The organism is Bilophila sp., from assembly GCF_057864385.1.
Map to the genome: position 1 here is coordinate 29,304 of NZ_DBMAFI010000023.1, position 22,543 is coordinate 51,846.

General features: G+C 56.8%; 17 protein-coding genes. 7 read left to right on the forward strand and 10 right to left on the reverse strand.

Annotation, left to right across the window (positions count from 1 at the left end):
* Positions 1–7 precede the first annotated feature (7 nt).
* The 3 genes from ACZM8Y_RS09245 to ACZM8Y_RS09255 all read right to left on the reverse strand — a co-directional run bounded on the left by ACZM8Y_RS09245 (position 8) and on the right by ACZM8Y_RS09255 (position 2,955).
* Positions 8–1,291 carry a TRAP transporter large permease gene (locus ACZM8Y_RS09245; RefSeq protein WP_302552049.1) on the reverse strand — a complete coding sequence of 428 codons (1,284 nt, stop codon included), beginning with the start codon at positions 1,289–1,291 and terminating at the stop codon, positions 8–10.
* Between the two features lie 54 nt (positions 1,292–1,345).
* The gene (locus ACZM8Y_RS09250) at positions 1,346–1,855 is read right to left on the reverse strand and encodes a TRAP transporter small permease (protein WP_302552050.1); all 510 of its coding nucleotides are present in this window, start codon (positions 1,853–1,855) and stop codon (positions 1,346–1,348) included.
* Positions 1,856–1,920: 65 nt separating this feature from the next.
* Positions 1,921–2,955 (reverse strand): TRAP transporter substrate-binding protein, encoded by a 1,035-nt coding sequence (locus tag ACZM8Y_RS09255; protein ID WP_302552051.1) that lies wholly within the window; start codon positions 2,953–2,955, stop codon positions 1,921–1,923.
* 398 nt (positions 2,956–3,353) lie between these two features.
* Between ACZM8Y_RS09255 and ACZM8Y_RS09260 the strand changes: the two genes are divergently transcribed.
* Positions 3,354–3,740 carry a hypothetical protein gene (locus ACZM8Y_RS09260; protein WP_482330941.1) on the forward strand — a complete coding sequence of 129 codons (387 nt, stop codon included), beginning with the start codon at positions 3,354–3,356 and terminating at the stop codon, positions 3,738–3,740.
* On the opposite strand, the gene ACZM8Y_RS09265 is transcribed toward ACZM8Y_RS09260, so the two are convergent.
* The 7 genes from ACZM8Y_RS09265 to ACZM8Y_RS09295 form a co-directional block, all read right to left on the reverse strand.
* Positions 3,737–6,106 (reverse strand): glycyl radical protein, encoded by a 2,370-nt coding sequence (locus ACZM8Y_RS09265; protein WP_302552053.1) that lies wholly within the window; start codon positions 6,104–6,106, stop codon positions 3,737–3,739. The genes ACZM8Y_RS09260 and ACZM8Y_RS09265 overlap by 4 nt on opposite strands.
* 41 nt (positions 6,107–6,147) lie before the next feature.
* On the reverse strand, positions 6,148–7,203 hold the full coding sequence (locus tag ACZM8Y_RS09270; protein ID WP_479858332.1) for an ABC transporter substrate-binding protein: 1,056 nt from the start codon (positions 7,201–7,203) through the stop codon (positions 6,148–6,150).
* A 54-nt stretch (positions 7,204–7,257) separates the two neighbouring features.
* A complete protein-coding gene (locus tag ACZM8Y_RS09275) occupies positions 7,258–9,648 on the reverse strand; it encodes a glycyl radical protein (RefSeq protein ID WP_489501713.1) in 2,391 nt (796 codons plus the stop codon).
* Between the two features lie 26 nt (positions 9,649–9,674).
* Entirely contained in the window at positions 9,675–10,595 is a 921-nt protein-coding gene (locus tag ACZM8Y_RS09280; RefSeq protein ID WP_479858330.1) for a glycyl-radical enzyme activating protein, read from the reverse strand.
* 10 nt (positions 10,596–10,605) lie between these two features.
* Positions 10,606–11,409 (reverse strand): SDR family oxidoreductase, encoded by an 804-nt coding sequence (locus ACZM8Y_RS09285; RefSeq protein ID WP_337430612.1) that lies wholly within the window; start codon positions 11,407–11,409, stop codon positions 10,606–10,608.
* A 39-nt stretch (positions 11,410–11,448) separates the two neighbouring features.
* Complete coding sequence (locus ACZM8Y_RS09290) at positions 11,449–11,820, reverse strand: cupin domain-containing protein (protein ID WP_479858328.1); 372 nt, start codon at positions 11,818–11,820, stop codon at positions 11,449–11,451.
* A gap of 321 nt (positions 11,821–12,141) precedes the next feature.
* The gene (locus ACZM8Y_RS09295) at positions 12,142–12,486 is read right to left on the reverse strand and encodes a helix-turn-helix domain-containing protein (RefSeq protein WP_302552059.1); all 345 of its coding nucleotides are present in this window, start codon (positions 12,484–12,486) and stop codon (positions 12,142–12,144) included.
* Between the two features lie 548 nt (positions 12,487–13,034).
* On the opposite strand from ACZM8Y_RS09295, the gene ACZM8Y_RS09300 reads away from it, so the two are divergent.
* The 6 genes from ACZM8Y_RS09300 (at position 13,035) to ACZM8Y_RS09325 (ending at position 22,519) form a co-directional block, all read left to right on the forward strand.
* On the forward strand, positions 13,035–14,243 hold the full coding sequence (locus ACZM8Y_RS09300) for a glycosyltransferase (protein ID WP_482330922.1): 1,209 nt from the start codon (positions 13,035–13,037) through the stop codon (positions 14,241–14,243).
* On the forward strand, positions 14,240–15,223 hold the full coding sequence (locus ACZM8Y_RS09305; RefSeq protein ID WP_479858326.1) for a GHMP family kinase ATP-binding protein: 984 nt from the start codon (positions 14,240–14,242) through the stop codon (positions 15,221–15,223). The genes ACZM8Y_RS09300 and ACZM8Y_RS09305 overlap by 4 nt, the downstream gene beginning before the upstream one ends.
* Positions 15,224–15,229: 6 nt before the next feature.
* On the forward strand, positions 15,230–18,040 hold the full coding sequence (locus ACZM8Y_RS09310) for a glycosyltransferase (RefSeq protein ID WP_482330917.1): 2,811 nt from the start codon (positions 15,230–15,232) through the stop codon (positions 18,038–18,040).
* The gene (locus ACZM8Y_RS09315) at positions 18,037–18,960 is read left to right on the forward strand and encodes a class I SAM-dependent methyltransferase (protein ID WP_482330913.1); all 924 of its coding nucleotides are present in this window, start codon (positions 18,037–18,039) and stop codon (positions 18,958–18,960) included. Before ACZM8Y_RS09310 ends, ACZM8Y_RS09315 begins: the two co-directional genes overlap by 4 nt.
* A 21-nt stretch (positions 18,961–18,981) precedes the next feature.
* Positions 18,982–19,779, forward strand: coding sequence for a TylF/MycF/NovP-related O-methyltransferase (locus tag ACZM8Y_RS09320; protein WP_482330909.1), 798 nt, complete (start codon positions 18,982–18,984; stop codon positions 19,777–19,779).
* Positions 19,780–19,861: 82 nt separating this feature from the next.
* Positions 19,862–22,519: a glycosyltransferase gene (locus tag ACZM8Y_RS09325; RefSeq protein ID WP_482330905.1), complete on the forward strand. Its 2,658-nt coding sequence runs from the start codon at positions 19,862–19,864 to the stop codon at positions 22,517–22,519.
* Positions 22,520–22,543 lie beyond the last annotated feature (24 nt).

Sequence of the window (22,543 nt, forward strand, 5' to 3'; positions counted from 1 at the left end):
CAGGCGATCAGCGCATCGCTTCGACGAGGAACAGGGAAATCTGCGGGAACAGCGTCACCAGAGCGAGCGTCAGCACCTGCACGCCAAGGAACAGCCATGCCTCGCGCATGATGAGCCCGATCTTGACCTTGCAGATCGGGGCCGCAATCCAGAGCTGCGGCCCCATCGGAGGCGTCACTTCCCCGATGATGGAACAGAACACGGCAAGCGCGCCGTACAGGGCGGGGTCGATGCCGAGCGCGTTGACGCTGGGGAGGAACAGCGGCAACACGATGACCACCATCGGGAAGCTGGAGAAGAAAAAGCCCATGACCAACAGCAGGCCCTGCACGGCGAACAGGAAGGTTACAGGCCCCAGTTCCATGCCGATGACCCATTCGCAGATCATCTGCGGCAGCCCGACGTAGCCGAGCACGCGTCCGAACAGATCGCCGCCGATGACCAGAAAATAAATCATGCTGCTCAGGCGCACGGTTTCCACCAGCGCATCCATGAACACCTTCCAGTTGACGCCGCGATAGATGACGACGCCGAGGAACAGCGAATAGGCGCACGCCACGGATGCGGCCTGTGTCGGGCTGAAAATGCCGGAGTAGATGCCGCCGAGCACGATCAGGGGCATGAGGATGATAGGGAACGCCTTCTTGAAGGACTCCACCCGCTGAGCGAACGTGGCCCTGACGCCGCTCTGATAGCCGCGCTTCTTGGAAATCCAGATGGACGTCAGGCACATCAGGAACGCAGCCAGCAGGCCGGGGCCCACGCCAGCCGCAAAGAGGTCGGCGACGGAAACGCGGTTGCTCGCCCCAAACACAATCATAAACACGCTGGGCGGGATGACAGCCCCAAGCCCGGCTGAAGTCACGGCGAGCCCTGCGGCGAATGCCCGCGAGTAGCCCGAATCGGCCATCATAGGCACGAAGATCGTCCCGATGATCGCCAAACAGGCCGTCGCAGAACCGGAAATCGATCCGAGGAAGGCCGCGAAGATGCAGATAGCCACAGCCATACCGCCGGGGAGATGCCCGACCAGCCGGTTCATGAAGTCGCGCAGGTAACCCATGCCTCCACTGGCAAGGATCAGGTTGCCCGCCAGAATGAAGAACGGCATCGCCAGCATCGGATAGCTGCTGATGGTGGTGAAAAAGACCTGCGAGACGTTGCCCAGCGGAAATCCCATGGTGTGGATCATGATCGCTATCGAGCCGATGCTGAACGTCACGGCGAGCGGCGAACCCAGCAGGAACAGAAAGACAATGGACGCCAGGGCCAGATAATCGAAGAGTTCCATCCCGTACTCCTGAAGTTAAGCCGGAATCATGGCGAATCCGCGTGAGTGCGACGGCTATTCGTCTGCCTGACTGTCCGCCTTGGCGTAGTTCGTCCTGACGACGGTCACAAGCTGGTATACGGCGAAGATCGTGAACAGGAACATGCCGATGGGTATGCAGCTTTCGACAAGCCAACGCGGTACGGAAATGCAGCGGATGATGTTCATGTTGAACTCATAGCACTGCAAGGTGAACACCACGCCGCCCCATGTGATGACGGCGCCGAAGGCGATGGTGGCGAGACAGTTGACGATTTCGCACACCTTGCGCGGAAGGCCGTGCAGATGCTCACGCACCATGTCCACCGAAACGTGATCGCCGTCAGGCAGAATGGGCCCCGCCAGCATCATGACGGACCAAATGGTGAGCCAAATCGGGATGTCGTACATCAGGTCGATGGAGAAGTGGAACACCGAACGGCAGATGACTTCCGCAAAATTGATGCCGACGCCGATAAAGAAGACGATGCCCCAAAGTTCAACCCAGCGCCGCTTCAGCCGCAGAAGGATCGAAGGCGTTTCCATGACGTTTCCCCTTTGCCGTTGAGGTGGATCCGTCCGGGGCGGAAGGAGCCGCCCCGGACAGGAGGCTACTTCTTGGAGGCCGTGCTGCTGACGGCTTCGAGGAGGGCGGGATTGAGATCCTTGACAAACGCTTCGGTGGACGACTTCAGGACGGCTTCCCATTCGGCGCGGGCTTCGGGGGTCAGCTTGACCAGGACGGTATCCGGGTTTTCATCCCACCACTTGAGGATTTCGAGCTGACGCTTTTCAAAATACTGGTGCACATCCGTGCAGGCGATGGTGAATTCGATGGCTTCGCGTTCGGCCTTGGGCAGCCCGTTCCACCACTTGGCGTTGACCACGAGGGCCTGCGGGCACAAGCCGAAGGGGATGGGGAACATGTACTTGGTCAGGCGGGGCAGGTCATAGTAGGTGTAACCGAAAATATCGTTGGTCAGGCCCTCGATCATGTTCGTCTGGAGCGCGGACACGACTTCGGTATACGGCAGGGCCACACCCACGAGGCCGAGGGCGTCGAACGCGTTGGAATAGGACTTCTGGCCCGCGTAGCGAATCTTCTGCCCCTTAAGGGCGGCGAGTGAGTCGGCGGGGCCGGTCTTCGTCCAAAGCCAGAAGTTGCCGATGGAGTTCGTCCACTTCAGAATCTTGAAGCCCTTGGTCTTTTCAAGCTCTTCCTGCTTCGCCTTCCATGCCGGGGTTTCCATCGTCCGCAGGAAATGCTCGAAATTCTCGAATACGCCGGGAGCCGTGACCAGCCGCCAGTCGGGGTCAAACTGCTCAATGAACTGCGGCAGGGTATAGGTGAACTGACCGGCGCCGGTCGCCACCGCATTCAGGGCGTCGGCGGGCGACTTCACCACGTCGCCTACCCAGCGCATCTTGTACTTCCCGCGCAGGGCGGGATGGTTCTGCATATTGAAATCAAGCGCGCCGTAATAGATGCCTACGGCCTGCCCTTCGGCGTAGGTGGAAGCGGAGCTGTAGGGTTCGGGGAAGAGGAGCTTGACCTCCTTGGGAGCGGCCGCGGCGGAGCCGAGGAACATACTGAACGAAAGCGCACAAACACCGAGTGCTCGACAGGTACTCTTGAAAAGCTTCATCCGGTTTCTCCTCATTGGGGCGTTGAGTGATGCGTTCAGGCCGATTGAACCGGCCAGCCTGCTGATCCGTAAGTATGAAAAACGTCCTGCGGCGGATCGTTTCCATCACACATGAAATCCCATGACGCCGGTTGTGGAAGACAGAGCGTTGCGCCTCGCCGAAGTGGAACGGCTGAAGCCGCGTCCGGGGTATTCGAGAGCCTATATTTTATTTTAAGCAACTATGTTCTTTTTTTATGAACATACGCTTCACAAAATACCGTGTCAAGAGAAGTGACAAGAAAATGTGAAAAAGCTCTCAATAGGGCGGCATGGCATCCTTTTTTCCACGCACCTCTGCCATACCCTCCTTCTTTGGGCCGTAGGGTACGGGAGAATGCCAGACCGAAGCATCCGGGATGCGTCGACGGCACGCAAAAGGCATGGGGCAGGAAAGCTGCGGCGACGTAAAGGGGAGGAACCGGACAGGGAGAGGGGCAGGCAGGCAGGCTTTCGGACTCCGCACCATCGGGAACCCTCCGGCGACCGTGCCTGCTTCATGGGTGCTGAACCGCAAAAGGATGCGCCGACGAGCACGTCTCGGCCTTGGGGAAAAGACACGAACCAAACGCGCGCGAACGCCCTCCCGCCCTTTGCCGGCCCTTCGGAGGACATCACCCGACGACATACCGCCGCCCCGTTCCGTCTTTCGGCTTTGCCTCCGTGAATGCCTCCGGGCACGCGAGGAGCCCCCGCGCCGACAGCGTGAGGGCTCCTCAGGGACGCGGGTTCGCGCCGTGCGCTAAAGCTCGTGCGGAATGCGGCTGATGATGTCCTCCTGCATTTCCTTGCTCAATTCGACGAAATACGCGCTGTATCCCGCCACGCGCACGAGGAGCGACCGGTATTCGTCAGGATGCTTCTGGGCGCAGCGCAGCACCTCCTGCCCTACGATGTTGAACTGGATGTGGAAGAGATCCAAATCCAAAAAGCTCCGCAGGAAGGAGACAAGCCGGAATCGGCCCTGCTCGCCCTCCACGGTGCTCGGCGTGAACCGCACGTTGAGCAGGAGCCCGCCGTCATAATCCACATGCGGGAACTTGGACATGGACTTGATGAGGGCCGTGGGGCCGTTCCTGTCGCGGCCCTGACAGGCGGAAATGCCGTCCGCGAGCGGAAAGCCCGCCAACCGCCCCGAAGGCAGAGCGCTCACGCTCGCCCCCTGCGGGATGTTCGAGGTAATCGGGATGATCGTCATCATCCGGGGGTTACCGAGCAGGCCGCGCGTCCCGCCGAAGGTCTGGGACAGAAAGTCCGTCAATTCCCCGGCGAAAACGTCGGCGTCGTCATCGTCGTTGCCCCACTTGGGCGCGTCCTCGACAAGCATACGGCGGACTGCCTCGTATCCCTCGAAATTGGCCCGGATCGCCTCGACCAGCCGGGACATGGGCAGCCTGCCCTCGCGGAACACCAGCTTTTGGACGGCGGCCATCGAATCGATGAAGTCCCCAAACCCGTTGGCGTTCATGCCCGGCCCCCAGTTGTACCGCGCCCCGCCCTGCATGAGGTGCCTGCCCTTCTCCACGCAGTCCAGCGTGACGAGGGAGGCCAGCGGCAAGGGAAGATGTTCCAGATGCAGCCGCTCGAACAGGCTCATCACCAGCGAGAAATGCCGGATGATGTGCCCAAGCTGGCCGTACACCGCCTCCCGGAAATCGTCGAAAGTCTGGAAAGTGACCGGATCCGGGGTCCGCAGGCCGACCTGTTCGCCCGTCTTGAGGTGAACGCCGCGGGTCAGGGCGAACTCAATGGCGGAGGCCAGATTGTAGTGCCCGCCCGAAGTCCACTGGGAGGTCATGCCCGGAATGTCCGGTTCGACGCAGCCGTGCAGGGCCCAGTCACGGGCCGCCCGCGAGGGTACCCCCTTGCGCATGACCATCATGGTGCCCACATCGTCGCTGTGGATGGCGGGAAAGCCCGTACCGGTCTGCACGCACTCCGCAACCTTATGGAAAAACTCTTCAGGATTCTTGCGGCTGAGGCGCACGGACAGCGAAGGCTGCGCCATCCGTACATGGATGGTCGCGTCCAACATCATATAAGAAAGCGGATTCACGGCATCGTTGCCGTTCACATCCACACCGCCGACGCACAGGTTGTGGAAGGGGCAGTACCCCGCATAGTCCCGCGCGCTCTCGTCCGTCTGATACCAAAGCTGCTCGCCAAGCTTGATCCAAAAGCATTCAAGCAACTCCTGCGCCGCGTCGTCGGTAAGAAGGCCCTCCGCCTTGTCCCTCAAAAAGAAAGGATAGAGATACTGATCAAGGCGGCCTATGGAATAGCCGCCGCCGTTCCCCTCGATGAACAGGCCGCATAGGGTGAAATAGACCTGCTGGATCGCGTCCCGGAAAGTGGCGGGCGCGCCCACGGCGAGGCGGCGGCAGGTTTCGGCGATGTCCCGCAATTCAGACGCCCGGACGGGATCGGCTTCGGCGGCGGCCAGCTCCCCGGCCTTTTCGGCGTACCGCGCCGCCAGCGTCTCCATGCCTTCGCAGGTGATGGCGGCGGCCCGCCAGAAGTCGCGGCGCTCAAGGTTGCGCACGTCGGTGAGATCCAACGCGGCAAGCGCGGCCTCGGCTTCGCGCCTGATCCCGGAGTACCCCTTCACGAACAGGTGATCCCGAAAATTCGGGGTCAGTTCCGAAGGCGTGGACTCCACCTTGACACCGCAGTCCACCACCCCGCCGATACGGATGATCGCCATCGTATCTTCGGGCACCTGCTTTTCCCAGATGTCTCGGAGCGACTTGCCCACCCAGTAGGGATGGATGATCTCGCGGTACTGCGCCTTCTGCTCCTCAGTGATGTCGTAGGGATCCTGCGGGCGATCCCGCATGGTCTCCAGCTCAAGCACGAACCAGTTGTTCGACAGCTCGGGCGTGATGCAGGCCTGCCGGGCCTTCGCGCCCGCATTGCCGACAATCAGCTCCTGCGGCTGGATGGTGATCGTCTTGGTGCGGCATGTCTCCCGGAAACTCTTGGCGCGCCGCAGGATCAGCGCCTCGCCTTCCGTCTCCCGGAAAACCCGGGTCTTCGCCAGCGCCGCCTCCAGACACACAGAGGGGCGGTTCAGGAAAAACTGCTGCCTGAGAAACTCGATCCGCGGAAACATGGGACATCTCCTTCGCCCGGAACATTCCGGGCGGCATGGGCTCACTGCACGGCGGCCCCTTCGAGGAACCGGGACGTCACAAACGGCGTCCGCTCCAGTTCACGGACCTGACGGCGGCTCAACGCGCCCGTCGCCTCGTGGAAGCGGATCACGTCCTCAATCCAGAAGTGGAGCAGTCCGCCCTCGGCACGGCTTCGGAACAGCTTCCGCTGTTCGTCCGCCGCCAGAAACCGGTGCGTGTCCAGATCACCAAGAGCGACCGCTTCGGAAACCGGCTGCCCGGAGAACGTCTCCATGAACCTCCGGTACAGCGGGACGAGTTCGTCCTCCGGCATGGCGAGGATTGCGTCTACGGCCCTAAGATACGCCTTCATAAAGGCTTCGACCTGCGCGGGGTTCGCCTCCGCGAACTTACGGTCGGCGATGAGCAGGATAGGCTGGGTGATGCCGCATTCCCGCCCGGAGACCAGCCGCCGCAACCCAAGGGCGTCGGCCTTGTAGGTGTCCGGGGCCCACAGTACGACCGCGTCGCCCATACCGCCGGTGAACGCCTTGAGCGCCTCCTCCGGCTTCGTGTCTATGACGATGGACTCCGCATCGCTCGTGCCGAGCCGTTCCAGCCAAAAATACAGCAACTGGTGCGCGCTGGTTCCCATGGGCGCGAGCACGGTCTTTCCCTGCATGGCCGCGGCGCTGCCGTAGAGTTCGGGATAGCCGGGGTTCTCACCCTTCAGCTTCAGCAAGGGGCTGTCCGAGCGCACATAAACGGCGTTCGCCGCAGTCTCGTCCGCAGCCACCCCAATGACGGAAACCTGCCCGCTGAGGATGCCGAACACGGCGGCGGCCCCGCCGCACGCGCCGATCACGCACCCGGAGCGCCGCATGTTGTCCACCAGATTTTTCCCAGTGGGAAACACATTGCATTCCAGCGAAACGCCGTTCTCCACATCCCACTTCCGTTCATGTGCATACCATGCGGCGAAGGCTTCGTATTCGGAAAGCCACGCCGTCCGCAGGGTGACGGGCGACGCGGGGGCAAGGCCGGGTATAGTCAGCGCCACGGCCACGACAAGGGCGAGCAGACGGACGAACAACACGGGATACCTCGCTTTGCAAGGCCGCACCCCCGCACGGAGGCGCGGCCGGATTGGCTAAAGTTCATGGGCCGTGCGGCTCAGGATGTCTTCCTGAATCTCGCGGCTCAGCTCGACGAAATAGGCGCTGTAGCCCGCGACGCGGACGAGCAGGCTCTTGTAGTCCTCAGGGGCCCGCTGCGCGCAGCGCAAAACCTCATGGCTGACCACATTGAACTGAATATGGAACACGTCGAGGTCGAGGAAGGTCTTCAGGAAGGCGGACAGGCGCCGCTTGCCTTCTTCCCCGGCGACCACGGCGGGGGTCAGCTTGATGTTCAGGAGCGTCCCGCCGTCGATGCAATCGTGGGGCAGCTTGCCGAGCGACTGGAGGATCGCGGTTGGGCCGAGCCTGTCCATGCCCTGCGAGGGCGAGCAGCCGTCCGCAAGAGGCTTGCCTGCCTTGCGTCCCGAAGGCAGGGCGGCGACGGACAGGCCCTGCGGCACGTTCGACGAGACGGGGTACAGCGCGGGCAGCTTGGGATTGCCGAGCTTGCCGCGGTAGGTGCCGATTTCCTTGATGATGGCGTCAAACAGCTTCGTCATGTTGATGTCGGCCTCGTCGTTGTTGTTGCCCCACTTGGGCGCGTCCTCGATGAGCATACGGCGGATGTGCTCGCAGCCCTCAAAGTCGGCCCTGACCGCAGCGACAAGATCGGCCATTGAAATGCGCTTGTCCTCGAATACGATCTTCCGCACCGCCGTCACGGAATCCACGAAGTCCGCAAGGCCGTTGCCGTTCATGCCGGGGCCGGTGTTGAACTCGGCCCCGCCGTGGGTAAGGTCGCGGCCCTTTTCGATGCAGCCGGTGAGCAGCATGGAGGCCACGGGATTTGGCAGGTATTCGTAGTGCAGCTGTTCCAACAGGTTCTGAGACACGGAGAACTGGTGCAGCAGGAAACGCAATTGCTTGTATACGGCCTCCTCGAACTGCTCATAAGTCGTGAACGTCGAGGCGTCCCCGGTGTCCGCGCCGAGCTTCTTGCCGCTCTTGAGGTGTACGCCGTTGGTCAAGGCGAACTCCACCACGCTGCCGAGGTTGTAGTGCCCGGCCGAACTCCACTGGTAATGGCGTCCGGCAAGCTGCGCCTCCACGCACCCGATAGGCGCCCAGTCGCGGGCAAGGTGGGCGGGGATGCCCTTCTTAAGCAGCATCTTGTAGCCGACCTCGTCGCTGAAGATGGCCGGGAAACCGGATCCGGTCTGCACCAGCTCGGCAATCTTGAGGAAAAACTCCTCAGGATTCTTCTTGCTCAGACGCACGGACAGCGAGGGCTGAACCATCTGTACGTCGATGCTCGCCTGCAGCATGAGGTAGCTCAGTTCGTTGACGGCGTCGCGGCCATAGGTATCAAGGCCGCCCAGCGCAATGTTCTGGAAGGCGCAGAAACCTGAGTAGTGCTTCGCGGCGGGCTCGTTCCAGTACCAAATCTGCTCGCCGAACTTCACCCACAGGCTTTCGATGACTTCAAGGGCATCCTCATCGCTCAGGCCGCGTTCCCGATCCCTGCGGTAATAGGGGATCAGATACTGATCGAGCAGGCCCGGCGAATAGCCGCCCGCGTTGCCTTCGATAAAGAGGCCGACGAAGATGAAATAGGTGAGCTGCAAGGCTTCGTGCAGCGTATCCGGGGGATTGTGGGCGATCCGGCCACACACGGCGGCGATGCGTTCGAGGTCACGGCGGCGGGCGTCGTCGGCCCCTTCCATGAGTTCGCGGGCCTTTTGGGCGTGGCGTTCGCACAAAAGGCTGAACCCTTCGCAGCAGATGATCACGGCCTGCCAAAAATCACGCTTTGAAAAGTTCTCGATGTCGTTGAAGTCCAGCCCGGCGAGGTTTTCGGCGGCCTTGCGCTTGATCCCGTCGAAGCCGAGGGGCAGGACGAGCTGATGAAGGGCCGGAACCATGTCGCCGGGGGTACACTCGATCTTCACGTCGTTGTCGCAGATGCCGCCGACGGAGAACAGCTCATGGACATCCTTCGGGGCGCGCGCGTCCCAGAAATCCCGGAGCGTCTTGCCCTTCCAGTAGGGATAGATTTCCTCACGATAGAGCCGCTTCTGTTCTTCCGTGATCTGGTAGGGATCCTGCGGGCGTGTGCTCATCGTATCCAATTCGTTGTAGAACCAATTGTTCGAGAGCTCAGGATTCACATGGATGCTGCGCGCCACGGCCCCGGCGTTGCCGACGATGAGCTCGTCCGGCTGGATAGTGATGGTCTTGGTTTCGCAATGCCGCTTGAAGACCTTGGCCCGGCGGATGACCATCGGCTCACTTTCGGTTTCCTGAAACACGCGGGTCGCGGTCAGAGCGCCCTCGATGCAGACGCTCGGCTTGTGGGAAAAGAACTGCTTCTTGAGGCGCATGATCCGTTCGAGACGGGCTTCCTTGGTGAGAGACATCATCATTCTCCTTTCATTTCAAGAGCTGCCGATCAGGCAACGCACAACACCTTCACATGACCCGCGTGCTCCCGGACGCGGTTGACGGCGGCGGCGACGGCGTCCCGGGCGGGGGGGGGGACATCGCCCAGAGCATAACCGCGCCCGAGCATGTCATATTTGTTCTTGCCGAGGCGGTGGTAGGGCAGCAACTCCAGATCGGCGATGCCCTCAAGCCCGGCTGCGAACGCGCCGTACCGATCGAGATGTTCTGGGGCGTCATTCAGGCCGGGAATGAGCGGAAGGCGCAGATGGATGCGTACGTTTCCGCCCTTTTCGCGGCCCAGACGCCGGATGTTGTCCAGAATCAGCGCATTGGGTTGACCTGTAAGCCGCCTGTGCGCCTCGTCGTCGAGGTGCTTCACGTCAAAAAAGATGTGATCCATCACGTCGGCAAGGGCCAGCAGGCGTTCGTACGGCGCAAACCCCGACGTTTCCATCGCCGTGTTGATGCCGAGCCTCCGACAGCGTTCCGCCAGTTCCACGGCGAATGCGGACTGCGACAGAACCTCCCCGCCGGAAAAGGTCACACCGCCCCCGGAGTTGCGGTAGAACAACATGTCGCCCTTGAGGATCTCGAAGACCTCTTCAACGGTATATTCGTTCCCGGCCATGACCAGCGCCTTTCCGGGACATTCGCGGGCACAAAGGCCGCAGTCGTCGCACAGCTCCCGGTCGATGACCGGCGCCTTCCCCGGTTCAAAGGCCACGGCCCCCTTCGGACACACCCGGGCACAAAGGCCGCAGCCGAGACAGTCGTCGGCCTTTTGCAGCAGTTCCTTCGGCATACGCTGCGTCGTCGGGTTGGAGCACCACAGGCAGCGCAGCGGACAGCCCTTGAAAAAGACCGTCGTCCGCATGCCGGGGCCGTCATGCAGGCAATAGTGCTGAATATTCTCGATAAGCGCCTTCATGCCGATACTCCTACAACGTCAGGCTGTCGTATTCTTCCCGGTGACGCTCGCGCAGCGCGTACAATTTGGCGATCTCGACGCTGCCGCGCCGCTCCACGTCTTTTGCGCATTCCAGCAGCACGTCCATGACCCGGACGGGGCGGCGCAGGGACAGCAGCCAGCGGACGGTGACGGCAATGTCCTCAGGCTGGATCATCTCTTCAGGAGCCAGCGACGCCCCTTCGCCCGCGGCCATATCGGTATTCACCCAGCCGGGGCACAGAGTCGTGATCGCGATGCCCTTGGCGGAGAGGTCGCGGAACGCGGATTCGCCGAGCCCGACCAGCCCGAACTTGGAGGCCGAATAGCCGCCAAGGTTGGCCACGGCGACCTTGCCGTTGCGCGAGGCCACGTTGACGATATGGCCACCGCCCTGCCGTTCCATAATCGGCACGATTTCCTGCATGAACACGAATGGCGCCCGCAGGTTGACCTCGAACAGCCGCGTGAACGTGGCGGCGTCCAGATCGAAAGTCCCCGGAATGCTGATCCCAGCCCCGTTGAACAGGAAATCGATCCGCCCGCAGTCCCCAAGGATATCCCTGACCACCGTGCGGATGGCGGCGACATCAGACACGTCGGCGGCGTAGATGCCGGGAACAGTTTCGCCTTCGAGGGCGTGCGCGCGGACGAGTTCTTCCTTCGCGGCCTCAAGGTTCCCACGATTGCGGGCGACAAGCTGAACCCGATAGCCCAGCGACGCTAGTTCATGCGCAACGGCCTTGCCGATGCCTCGGCTGCCTCCGGTAACGACGGCGACGGGAGTCGGTTGCATACGCTTCTCCACTTTGGTTTGCGGTGAAGGCGGACGGCCTCAGGCGGCGGGTCCGTCGTTTTCCATAAAATGACAGGTGAACGATTTCCTGACGTACCCCTCGACGTGCCAGATCGTGTGCGCCCCATAGGGAATCACGAAACTGTCGCCGGGGGCCACGGTTACCTGCGAGCCGTCCTCATGTTCGATGACGGCCTCGCCTTCGAGGATGGTGCACATCTCAGTGCTCGGATGGGACATGATCTCGAAGGTTCCGCCTTCGCAGCTCCAGATGCCCGCGATCAGCTTGCCGGACGGATGGACGAAGCAACGCCACGTGTGCGTTACCGGATTCCCGGAAAGCGGATTGGGGGCGATGCCCTCGACGTGCTCCACGGCCCCCTCCGGGCCGAAGCGGACAATCGTTTTCATGGCGACCTCTTTTGTTCTTTTATTTAGAACTTTTTTCTATTTTTGTATACAGCAGCCGCTTTGTCAAGCTTCGGGCAAAAAAACCGCCCTTGACGGGCGATTCAGGATGGGGGAAGTTCCCCGTTTTTACTAAATTAATTCTTCCATAAAAACAAAATATTAGGGTAACATCATTACAACTCCGGCTCTTTGTGTCCACACACGGCGGCACCCGCAAAAGCCGTTGTCCCTTCCTGCAGGAAGGAAACAGGCTTCCCACGGGTGCGTGCACAGATGAAGGGCCTACGTGGAGCCATTCCGTAAACTCCATCGGCCCGCCATTCAGCGGGGCGCGGTCAGCCGTGCGACCGTCGCGACGATCCCCACGATTTCTTCTTGGGCTTGCCGAGGCAGCGGCGAGAGTAGCCTTTCTATTGTATGCGCCCATTCCCCCGCTTCGTCTTCCCCGCGGAACAAGTCGGCTATGGAACACTCCAGCGCCTCGGCAAAAAGCTGCAACCGTTCAAACCGAGGGGCGATGACACCTTTCTCCATGCGGGATAGGGATTCCTGTGAAATGCCCACCCGCTCCGCCAACTCCTCTTGGCTCATCTTCAAGAGCTTCCGTTTTTCCGAAATGATAGAGCTGAACTGCACCATGACAGGCTTTGCCGTTTTAGGGGCCATTATGCTCTCCATACTTAAAATTCCGTATGAAAAGCATACATTCAGGAAAAAACGGAACTCGTTATGTATTAAAATATATATTCATTGACGTAAAAAATATATTTTGTATAATTTGGCTTACCTGATGCCTTGCACAAAGGGAAGCCGCCAACGACTCGCAGCCAGCGCCAGCAATGCGGGATCGCCCGTACCGATGCCCCTACGGAGCGTCGCCAGAGCCTCCACGCATGCCCGCATCTTTCGATACAGCTTAAACCTGGCGCTACCCCTTGAGAAGCGCTAAAGCCTGTTCGATGCCTACTTCGGAACAAATGTTCCCAGCTTGACGCCATAACAAAAGGCCTGTTCAGCTCTGCCGAGCAGGCTTTTTATAAATATTTTATAATTTCAAAATAATATGCAGTTATCTATTTATGAAAATCGTTCAACTTCGAATATACTTTCTTGGCCCTTCCGGCTTATAATATCAACATAATCTCAAGGCATGATGCAGACAAACTAATAAGTATCAATGCAATGATAAGACATGTTTTATAATAGAGGATATCATGCTGCGTTATGTATGGAGAAAAAGCCCCAACTTCATTCGCAATTTCACATCAAAGATTTTAGTCAAATACCTTATGCTAACCTCCCGGCAATCCAGATCAAAAATCAAAGAACGACCGGGGCGCCTGATCATCATGGGAAATTTTTCCAGTGGCGGCGGAATTAGCCGCTCTGCTGAGCGTTATTGTGAACAATTGGAAATAAAAGAGAAAAACCCTATTTGTGGAGATACCACGGCGGCAACGTGCCAGCCGATCAGGAAGCACTGCCCGGCAGTTCTGGCTTTAAGGGAGATGAGGGACGACTCTGCTCCGGCAACCGTTATTATCCATCTGAACCCGCCTCATTTCCTTCTTGCCTTGCTGCACCTTGGACGTAAATTCGTTAAAAATAAATATATTATTGCTTACTGGGCATGGGAATTGCCTGCTTTGCCGCCAGTCTGGAAGTACTGTCTGGAGATAGTGGATGAAATCGAAGTTCCGAGCACTTTTACACAGAAGATTATTTCTCAATATACAGACAAACCTGTGCGTGTGGTTCCTCCCATAGGCCATCTGTCGCAAAAAAGTCCTGAAGTCAGACAGTATGGCGCTTCAGGAAAATTACGGTGCCTTTTTATCTTTGATCTTGCATCAAGCATGGAAAGGAAAAATCCAGAAGCCGCCATCAAAGCCTTCTCTTTGGCGTTTTCGCCAGATGAGGCGGAACTGACGATAAAAATCCTTTCCCCACAGGCCTCGCCTGCTGCCATGCAGCAACTGCAAGCGTTGGAAAAAGAAATTCCCCATCTCCATATTCTGTCCGAATGGCTTGATGAGACACAGCTTGAAGCCTTGTACAGTACTCATGACGTTTATTTGTCACTCCACCGTTCAGAGGGTTTTGGCTCCACCCTGTATGAAGCGATGAGCAAAGGGCTTTATGTCGTTGCTACAGGGTGGTCCGGCAATATGGATTTTATGCGCGGCAGTAAAGTTTTTCCCATTCCATATACAATGGAAGATATACCACAGCATGTTGCTGACCATTTGGGAATAAGAAACTGCCAATGGGCTAACCCTGATATCAATACTGCAGCAACCATATTACGCAATATTTATAAAGAATGTTTTCCGTCAGGGGAAAAGCATTGTAATATTGTAGAAGGCCATGACCAACAGGTTACCTTACAGCAGTATCGCATAGACGAGGGAGCCAGCAAATGATCATTTCAAAAACGCCGTTTAGAGTCTCTTTTTTTGGAGGGGGAACGGATTATCCCTCATGGTATCATACACATGGCGGCGCCGTCTTATCTACCACAATCAATAAATATACATATGTCACCTGCCGTTGGCTTCCTCCGTTTTTTCCACATAAACATCGTGTGGTCTATTCCAAACTGGAAGATGTTCGATCGCCGTACGAAATCATTCATCCTTCCATCAATGCGGTTCTGTCAGCCTATAACCCAGAAAAGGGCATAGAGCTGCATACGGACGCAGATCTGCCTGCCCGTTCAGGACTGGGCTCCAGTTCGGCATTTTTAGTTGGGCTGCTCCATTCCATGGAGGCGCTCATGGGAAGGCGTGTAACTCCTATGTGGCTTGCAAAAGAAGCCATTCGCTTTGAACAGAATGTCCTTGCGGAGCATGTCGGCTCTCAAGATCAGGTGGCCGCTGCCTTTGGCGGGCTCAACGTCATACAATTTGAACGGGACGACGAAATAAGCGTTCGGCCAGTAATCATTTCAAAAGCAAGAAAAAAGCTGCTGAATAACCACCTGATGCTGTTTTTTACGGGTTTTTCGCGCTCGGCATCCGAAGTGGCCCAAGTGCAAATCAAGAATATTGACAACCGGACTGCCGAACTACGCAAAATATATTCCATGGTTCATGATGCCCTCGATATCTTAAGCTCTGAAACAGACATCCGCCATTTTGGGGAAATGCTGCATGAGGCGTGGATGTTCAAAAGGAGCCTCTCCAGCCGGATAACGTCAGATCGCATTGATGAAATTTATGATCGGGCACGGCAGGCTGGGGCCATTGGCGGGAAGCTGCTTGGGGCTGGGGGCGGAGGCTTTTTTCTGCTTTTCGTGGAACCGGACAAACAGCAGGCCGTAAAAGACGCCCTCAAGCACTATCTGTATGTCCCTTTCGAATTTGAAACCGGCGGCTCACAAATCATTTATTTCACTGAATAGGTTGCTATGAATACCCCTGCTCCTTCCCCGCTGGCCTGCCTTTTTCTACTGCCGTGCGCCTATGTTTGCGAAGGTTCTTTTCGCAACGTCAGGAAAACTCTCGCCCGTGGCTGGCCTTATTTTTATGAACTTCTTGCAGATCGGCACAGGATAGGAAAAGCGTGCGCCGACCTCCCGCACTGGGAGGCCGTCACCATACTGTCGTTCTTTTTCGGGGCTTCCTATCTTCAGAGACACGGGGGGCTTTATTACGGCCTTGTCAACGTGGTTGCCAAGCTTCGGAAATTCGGCTTAAGGGGTATGCTGTTCGCCTCTCTGGCTGAAATACATAAGCTCGCGATACAACGAAAAGACAACAGCCAAAATTTTTTGCTCTGTTTTGACAAAAACGCACGCGCGGGCAAAGGGCTGCTTACTTTTTTGCATTGCCTGAAAACCGCTTCCTATAATGTAGAGGCCTTTACAGAGCAAGACGATTTGTTTGCCAAAAATATTGCTTCATTACGAAAGCTAGGCGTTTATCGCGCATTTGCACGGAGCCACAGCGCATCTGTAGCGGACTACTGTTATGAAGTTGGCGATTGCTATTCAGGCTTTCTGGTTCCCGTAGCAGATCTAAAGCATAGCCTTTTGGATACGATGCGTTACGTATCCCCTCATGGTATAATTTTCTGTATCTGCGACGATACTTCTGAACTTCGTGCTGTAGATTCTTCACTACTTGAAAAAATTGACCATATCATTTGTTACACAATATCTTTTATTCCAGCTCATGTTTCTTTGCTGGCTGTTCCTGAATCGGATAAAAACCTGAATATTGAAATAGACAAGATAGTCCATTTCCTTGCGCGCTGTGAAATCCTGCCTCCCAAGTGCATTGCCGATTACTATGCAAAGCAATCCATTTCAACACAGATTCGAGGCGTTCCCGTTGTCTCCCTGGCAATTCAGCTTCATGAAGACGCTTCAACCACGCGAAATATGGTTGGGGCCCTGCTTACAGCCTGTGAAAAGGCTGGGCTGGCATGCGAAATCGTATTCTGGGGAAAAAAACTCCCTGAGTGGGTATCGCAACTCGCCGTAGCGTGGAAGCACCTTGACATTCCACCGGTTCTTTTTCTGGAACATCTGGCTCTTATTGAAAAGAGTTGCAGCTGTGACGCCGTCCTGCTGGTCAAGGACGGTACGTTGCTGCTGAAAGGACTGGACAGCGCACTGGCGATACTCAAGCAGTCGCCTGAGGTTCACCTGTGCGGCTGCCGCCTCCTGGCGGCGGACGGCTCTTTGCATGGAGCTGGGGCACAGCTGAAAGATGGCCATATCGTCCCTATAGGACAGGGCGAATCATTCAAGGCCCCCTTTTTCAGGATCACCCGCTCTGTCCCCCTTCTTTCGCTGCATCTCCTGCTCTTTAAAAAGGGAGTTGGCCTGTTCAGCACTGAAAGAAAAAATATCTGTCTTTTGGAGCAGTCGGAAGGTTTCATCGGCTTTACTGACAATTCCTCCCTGGCGGTTTTGTGTGCTGACCTGGAGGCGTATCTGCCCGATGTTGGGCAGCCGCTACAGCAACAGCAGGGAAAAGGTGTCTCAGATGAAGAAGCAGCAGCTTTGGCGGCTCAGGATCGCTATATCCCAGCAACCGTGAATGAAACCGACAGGCCGGTACGCATCCTGTATTATTCCCCCTATCCCTCACATCCGGCAAGCCATGGAAACCGCAGCACCATCCAATTCTTCGGGAAAATTTTCAGGGAAAAAGGCTGTGAAGCCCATTTTGGCCTTCTGGAACTTGATCGCTGTACCCCCGAAGACATGGCCGCCATGCACAGGGCCTGGGACAGCGTGGCCACCCTTCCCTACCCGTTCCATGATGAAAGCCATTTGGGGGTCGATGTCCCTTTTGACGGCTGGTACGAAAAGGGGCTGGGCGAGCATATCGCCTGGTTGTGCTCCCTTCATTCCGTAGACGTCCTGTTCTGTTCCTATGTGTTCCAGTCAAAGATGCTGGAATTCGTTCCCAAACATATCCTGAAGGTCATTGATACGCACGACAAGATGGGCGGACGCTATGCCGCACAAAAAGCACGCGGCGTTAAAACAGAATTTTTTTCCTGTAGCCCTGAAGACGAGGGCCGCTACCTGCGCCGTGCCGACATCGTAATCGCGCGCAGAGAGGAAGAGGCCAGATACTTTAACGAAGTCAGCGGCCAGGATTCAGCTATTGTCATTCCCCATGTGGAACCTCCGCATTTTTTGCAGCGCAGTTTTGAAAGGGTACACGCCGTCGGCCTGGTTGCAAGCGCCAACAGGATCAATCTGGATCTTGTTACCGATTTCCTTCACGCCGTGCAGTCCCAGCAGGCGGCCCCTCCCTTTGAGGTCAGAATAGCCGGCCAAGTTTCAACCATGATTAAAGATGTCTCCGCCTGCAAACGCGAGGCATTCCACTGCCCCTGGGTCAAGCTCCTCGGTTTTGTGGAAGATATCGCCGGTTTTTATGCGGATGTTGACCTTGTTGTCTCGCCGGTCACGCTGGGCACAGGAATCAATGTCAAAACGGTACAGGCCATGTCATACGGCATGCCGCTTGTGACAACCGCCTTTGGATGCAAGGGAATAGAAACAGGGCACCCAATGCACTCACACGCAACGGTAGAGGAAGTTGCCGCCGCGGTGTTCCACATCTTCAGGCAGCCCCAACTGCTTGGAGAGCTCGCCGAGTGCAGCCGGCAACGGTACAGGACATTTTATGAAACCAGCCTGGAAGGTTTTGATTTCCTGATTCAACAGGCAAGAAAAAGGAGCTGTGGCCAATGACCCTCTTTCGTAAACTTTTCAAAATGTTACCTGACAACCTCAAAAAGGGTCTGAAGGATTCCGCCTATCCCGTCATTGAACGGCTGCATGCCCGCATCAAAAACGAAGGCTACCTGAGGGAATCAATCAAAGAGAATTCTGAAGGCTTGAACCTGGAACATTATCAGCTTCCCGTATTGCAGCGCCTGATAGATTTGGGGGGGTTCAACACGCTGCAGGGCCGCAGGGTTTGTGAAATTGGCGGCGATGGGGAATTTGGCATCGCCCGCCTCTGGCACAGGCTGACTGGAGAACGCGTCGTAGTCAGCAATCCCTATCCTAACACCGCGTTAACCGATGAAGCCCTGTCCCAGTACGGCGTTTCGCTTGTCCGGCTGCCGTTTGAAAGCATGACATCCGCATCCAATGCTTTTGATATCATCTACGGCTGTGCAGTCATGGAGCATATAGTCAATATGGCTGAGTTCTTTGAATGCGCGTTTGAACGGCTCGCACCAGGGGGCTGGGCCATTCTGCATGGATGCCCCCTGTGGCATTCGGCGGTTGGCCATCACACATATATACTTTGCGATGATACACTCTATTCCTTTGGTGATGAAAACTGTCCGGTCAGGCCTTTTTCACACTTATACATGATGAAAGATGAGCTGCGTGAAGCTCTGGTAAAAAGATCCGTCCCTCAAAAACATGCCGATGCCATTTGTTCGCAAATTTATGATTCCGATCAAATCAACCGACTGTCGATTGCCCAAATATGTTCGGCAGCAGCCAAACAGCCGTGGCAGGAAATACGGCTTGTAACGGATATTGACTACACCCCACACCAGCAAAAAGATTTTATCAATAAATTAGGCATTGAAGTAAAAGATGTCCAAAGGGCTGCAATATATATTGCCGTAAAAAAACCTGATTATCTTTAATAGTAAAAGAAGGAAAGCAACATGATTCCATTTCTAAAAAAAATCCTTGGAAATGACTGTGAAGCCTCTCATGGCGAAGACATAAAACATACTGAAAAAGCGGCAGTCAACGACTGGAACTCTTTTGACAACTGGTTTTGCAATTCCATTCATAACGCCCCCGTCTCACCCAAACGCCCCTTGGCAAGTTCATGGGATTGGAATTCAAAATATGGACTGCCTATTAAGAACATCATGGATGAGGTTGAGGCAGTCTATGCCGAGGATCTCCTTCTCGATCTGAAACAAAAGAACATTGAAGGCGATATCGTTGAGTTTGGCGTTTTTGAAGGGGGATGGATTGAAAGGCTCTGGCAGTCCTGCAACCGTATAGGCTTGAATAAAAAAATTATTGGTTTTGACAGTTTTGAAGGGTTACCGGAACCAGGTGAAAACGACTATCCCGGATGGGAGCGCGGCCAGTTTTCAACAACCTATGAAAAGGTCTGCAACCTGCTCAAAACCCATGAACGCCCTAATATTTCCTTGATCAAGGGATGGTTTTCCGAGTCATTCAAGAGGCCGGAAATTCAAGGCATCGATAAAATTTGTTATGCAAGAATCGACTCCGACCTTTATCAGCCGGCTGTCGAGTGCCTTGATTTTCTTCGGGACAGGCTGGTTGATGGTGCAATCCTTGTCTTTGACGACTGGTCATGGGGGCTGGAAAAGGGCGAATCAAAGGCCCTTTCCGAGTGGCTCCCCACATCAGGGCTTGAACTGGAATTTTTGGCGTATAACGGCATTGTCCACCTTTATCTTAGAGTCCACAAAAAATAATCCTTTCATGCAGCGTTGCCGGATTCCTTGGTTTATTTAAAGCCTCATGCTCGGCATAGTATTGTTATTGGATAGAAAAAACATGCCTTCACTCCGTAAAGCCTATGACCTCTGGCTGTATGACCGCCCCCTGTTCTGGCAGCGCCTCAAGGCAAACCTGAACAGGGGCACGCACAGCCCGCTGTCTTTTTTGCGCGGCAACGCTTCCCTTCAACAGGATATCCTGCTCGCCTCTCCCCTGTGTACGGAAAAGGCGCGCTGCCTTGTGGTCTTTAGCTGCAACCCTTTGCTGCCCAGCGGCGTGGCGACGGCCGTCCGTACCCAGTGCCGGCTGTTGCGGGACATGGGGTATGCCCTTGATGCCCTTGTCTACGCTATGGACGGCTGTTCGCGTGAGGATGCCGAAGTGCTTCAGCGGCACTTTGAGCGCACAGCCGTAATCTACCCCCGGACAGCGCGTCAGGAACGATTGGCGGACGGGGTTACCGCCCCCAACTTGGATACATGGTGCGGGAGTGAGTTGCTTGATGCCTGCGCGCTCCTGCTGGAGGATGGAAGGTATTGCGGCGTCATCGTGCACCAGCCTTGGCTGTCCCGTGTGCTCGCTTGTGTGCCGAAAGGAATAAAAAAATATCTCTTCATGCATGATAATTTTGCCGGGCGCGCCGCCTTGTTTGAACGGCAGGGCCTTCCCGCACGTTCGGCGTGGCTGAACCTTGAGGAAGCTGAACAGGCGCGCTGCATGAAGCGGGCTGATATTATTTTTGCGATTCAGGATGAAGAGAAGGCGCTGTATGAACGGCAGCTGTGTTCACAGCGGCAGGTTGTGATCTTCAAAATTCCTTTCCCGGACAACACTCGGCTCCCTCTGCCTCGCGTCCATGATAAGCTGGCTGTCGGAGTGCTTGCCAGTGACAACGAAAGCAACCGGCACGCCGTCGGCGACTTCCTGATCCGCTGGGAACGCGAATCCCGCCTGCATGGTTGCACCGAGCTGCATATTGCCGGGGACGTCTGCAATTTTATCAAATCGCGCGACCCTTCAGTACATCTTCTTGGCCGTGTCGAAAACCTTGAGCGTTTTTACGCTGATCTGCATCTGGTGATCAATCCCGACTTCAGCGGGACAGGCATCAAGATCAAGTCGCTGGAAGCCCTGAGCTATGGGCGGCCTTTGTTGTGCGGCGGCGCCGGGAGCCGGGGGCTGAACGCGGTGCATCCCTGGCATGCCCTTCCGGGCCGGGCGTCCATGCTGGACTGTATCGTCACCCTGACGCAGCGCAAAGAGATGCTTCCTCCTCTCCGTGAAGAGTCGATCAGGCTATTTTACGAATACAGCCGCATGGATACCTATCGGGCTGCGCTTGAGGGCATGCGGAGGCAGGCAGACGGCAGCGCCGGCGATATGCCCCCTGGGAAAGCCCCTGTTCCATTCTTTTTCGATGCGGCCCCGCTTGCCCTCTGGGAACAGTCGGATATCCACAAAACCGGCATAGGCCGCATGGCAACACGCGCGCTGCGGGCCTTCGTCCGACGGGAGGATATCCGTGTACTGCTGATCTCCCCCAGCGGCATGGAAAACGATGTACGCCGCTTTCTGGAGCATAACCCTTGGGCGCGTAACGCTTCCCTCCTTCACCTTGCCTTGTCCAAGAACCCATCCGGCTCATGGCACGGGAAGAAGCTGAAACCTGCCATCCGCCGGATATTGGCCCCCCTGCCGAGCAGGGTGCAGGGCTGGCTCAAACAGGCTGCCGGTGTCCGCCCGTTTGCCCTGTACGATCAACCCTGCGAGGCACTGCGCCAAGCGATTCTGCCGCATATGCCAGCCAGGGGAAAAGCTGTCTGGTTTTCGTGCTTTCAGCCCGTCCCCCATGAGGTTTCCGCCATGCCCGGCATACGGTCATGCGTTGTGCTGCATGACATCATCCCCCTGCGGCTGCGGGACAAACACCCTTTTTACGGGCCTTGCCTTGATCTCATGCGCCAGCATCTGCGGAAAGCGGACATCATCTGGGCCAATTCCCAGTTTACACGGCAGGACTTCCTCTCCTTCTTCCCCGGTGCGGATGGGGACAAGGTCCGCGTAGCCCTCCTTGGCGGCGGCGATCATTTTCATGCGGCAGACGGAGGGCAAACGGAATCCGTCCTGCGTGCTCTTGGCATCCCCGCCCATACGCCGTTTTTTGTCAGCCTGGCTACCGTGGAGCCACGAAAAGGACTTACCTGCGTTATCCGTGCATTTCGCCGCCTGGTGGAAAAACATCCTGATGCGCACCTCCTGCTTGTAGGGCAGAAGGGCTGGAACTGCGGCGGAATCATGCGGGAATGCGCAGAAACCCGGCAGATCCACCTGACGGGCTTTCTCCCCGACGAGGCTGTCGCGGCCCTCCTGAGCGGCTGCCGTGCTTTCCTGTATCTCTCGGAATATGAAGGGTTCGGCCTTCCTGTCCTTGAAGCCATGTCCTGCGGCGCGCCCGTTATTGCTGCGAACAGTACATCGCTGCCGGAGATAGGCGGCGATGCCGCCCTGTATGTCCCTCCCTCGGATGTGGAAGCGCTCGCGGCGAGGATGGGCGAACTTCTGGAACATGAAGCTCTCCAAAAGACATTACGCCGCAAGGGACTTGCCAGATCCGCGGCCTTTACATGGGATGCCTTTGCCCAAACCGTTGTAGACGGCATGGTTTATGGAACGCTGCGGAATGGCAGCGGCACGCGGACGGAAAAACAGCACTGATCACGCCAGTCGGCACAGGATACA

Bases quoted from the DNA above. Each gene is read 5' to 3' on its own strand.
- ACZM8Y_RS09245 (WP_302552049.1), bottom strand. From the start codon at position 1,291: ATGGAACTCTTCGATTATCTGGCCCTGGCGTCCATTGTCTTTCTGTTC.
- ACZM8Y_RS09250 (WP_302552050.1), bottom strand. From the start codon at position 1,855: ATGGAAACGCCTTCGATCCTTCTGCGGCTGAAGCGGCGCTGGGTTGAA.
- ACZM8Y_RS09255 (WP_302552051.1), bottom strand. From the start codon at position 2,955: ATGAAGCTTTTCAAGAGTACCTGTCGAGCACTCGGTGTTTGTGCGCTT.
- ACZM8Y_RS09260 (WP_482330941.1), top strand. From the start codon at position 3,354: ATGCGTCGACGGCACGCAAAAGGCATGGGGCAGGAAAGCTGCGGCGAC.
- ACZM8Y_RS09265 (WP_302552053.1), bottom strand. From the start codon at position 6,106: ATGTTTCCGCGGATCGAGTTTCTCAGGCAGCAGTTTTTCCTGAACCGC.
- ACZM8Y_RS09275 (WP_489501713.1), bottom strand. From the start codon at position 9,648: ATGATGATGTCTCTCACCAAGGAAGCCCGTCTCGAACGGATCATGCGC.
- ACZM8Y_RS09280 (WP_479858330.1), bottom strand. From the start codon at position 10,595: ATGAAGGCGCTTATCGAGAATATTCAGCACTATTGCCTGCATGACGGC.
- ACZM8Y_RS09285 (WP_337430612.1), bottom strand. From the start codon at position 11,409: ATGCAACCGACTCCCGTCGCCGTCGTTACCGGAGGCAGCCGAGGCATC.
- ACZM8Y_RS09290 (WP_479858328.1), bottom strand. From the start codon at position 11,820: ATGAAAACGATTGTCCGCTTCGGCCCGGAGGGGGCCGTGGAGCACGTC.
- ACZM8Y_RS09295 (WP_302552059.1), bottom strand. From the start codon at position 12,486: ATGGCCCCTAAAACGGCAAAGCCTGTCATGGTGCAGTTCAGCTCTATC.
- ACZM8Y_RS09300 (WP_482330922.1), top strand. From the start codon at position 13,035: ATGCTGCGTTATGTATGGAGAAAAAGCCCCAACTTCATTCGCAATTTC.
- ACZM8Y_RS09305 (WP_479858326.1), top strand. From the start codon at position 14,240: ATGATCATTTCAAAAACGCCGTTTAGAGTCTCTTTTTTTGGAGGGGGA.
- ACZM8Y_RS09310 (WP_482330917.1), top strand. From the start codon at position 15,230: ATGAATACCCCTGCTCCTTCCCCGCTGGCCTGCCTTTTTCTACTGCCG.
- ACZM8Y_RS09315 (WP_482330913.1), top strand. From the start codon at position 18,037: ATGACCCTCTTTCGTAAACTTTTCAAAATGTTACCTGACAACCTCAAA.
- ACZM8Y_RS09320 (WP_482330909.1), top strand. From the start codon at position 18,982: ATGATTCCATTTCTAAAAAAAATCCTTGGAAATGACTGTGAAGCCTCT.
- ACZM8Y_RS09325 (WP_482330905.1), top strand. From the start codon at position 19,862: ATGCCTTCACTCCGTAAAGCCTATGACCTCTGGCTGTATGACCGCCCC.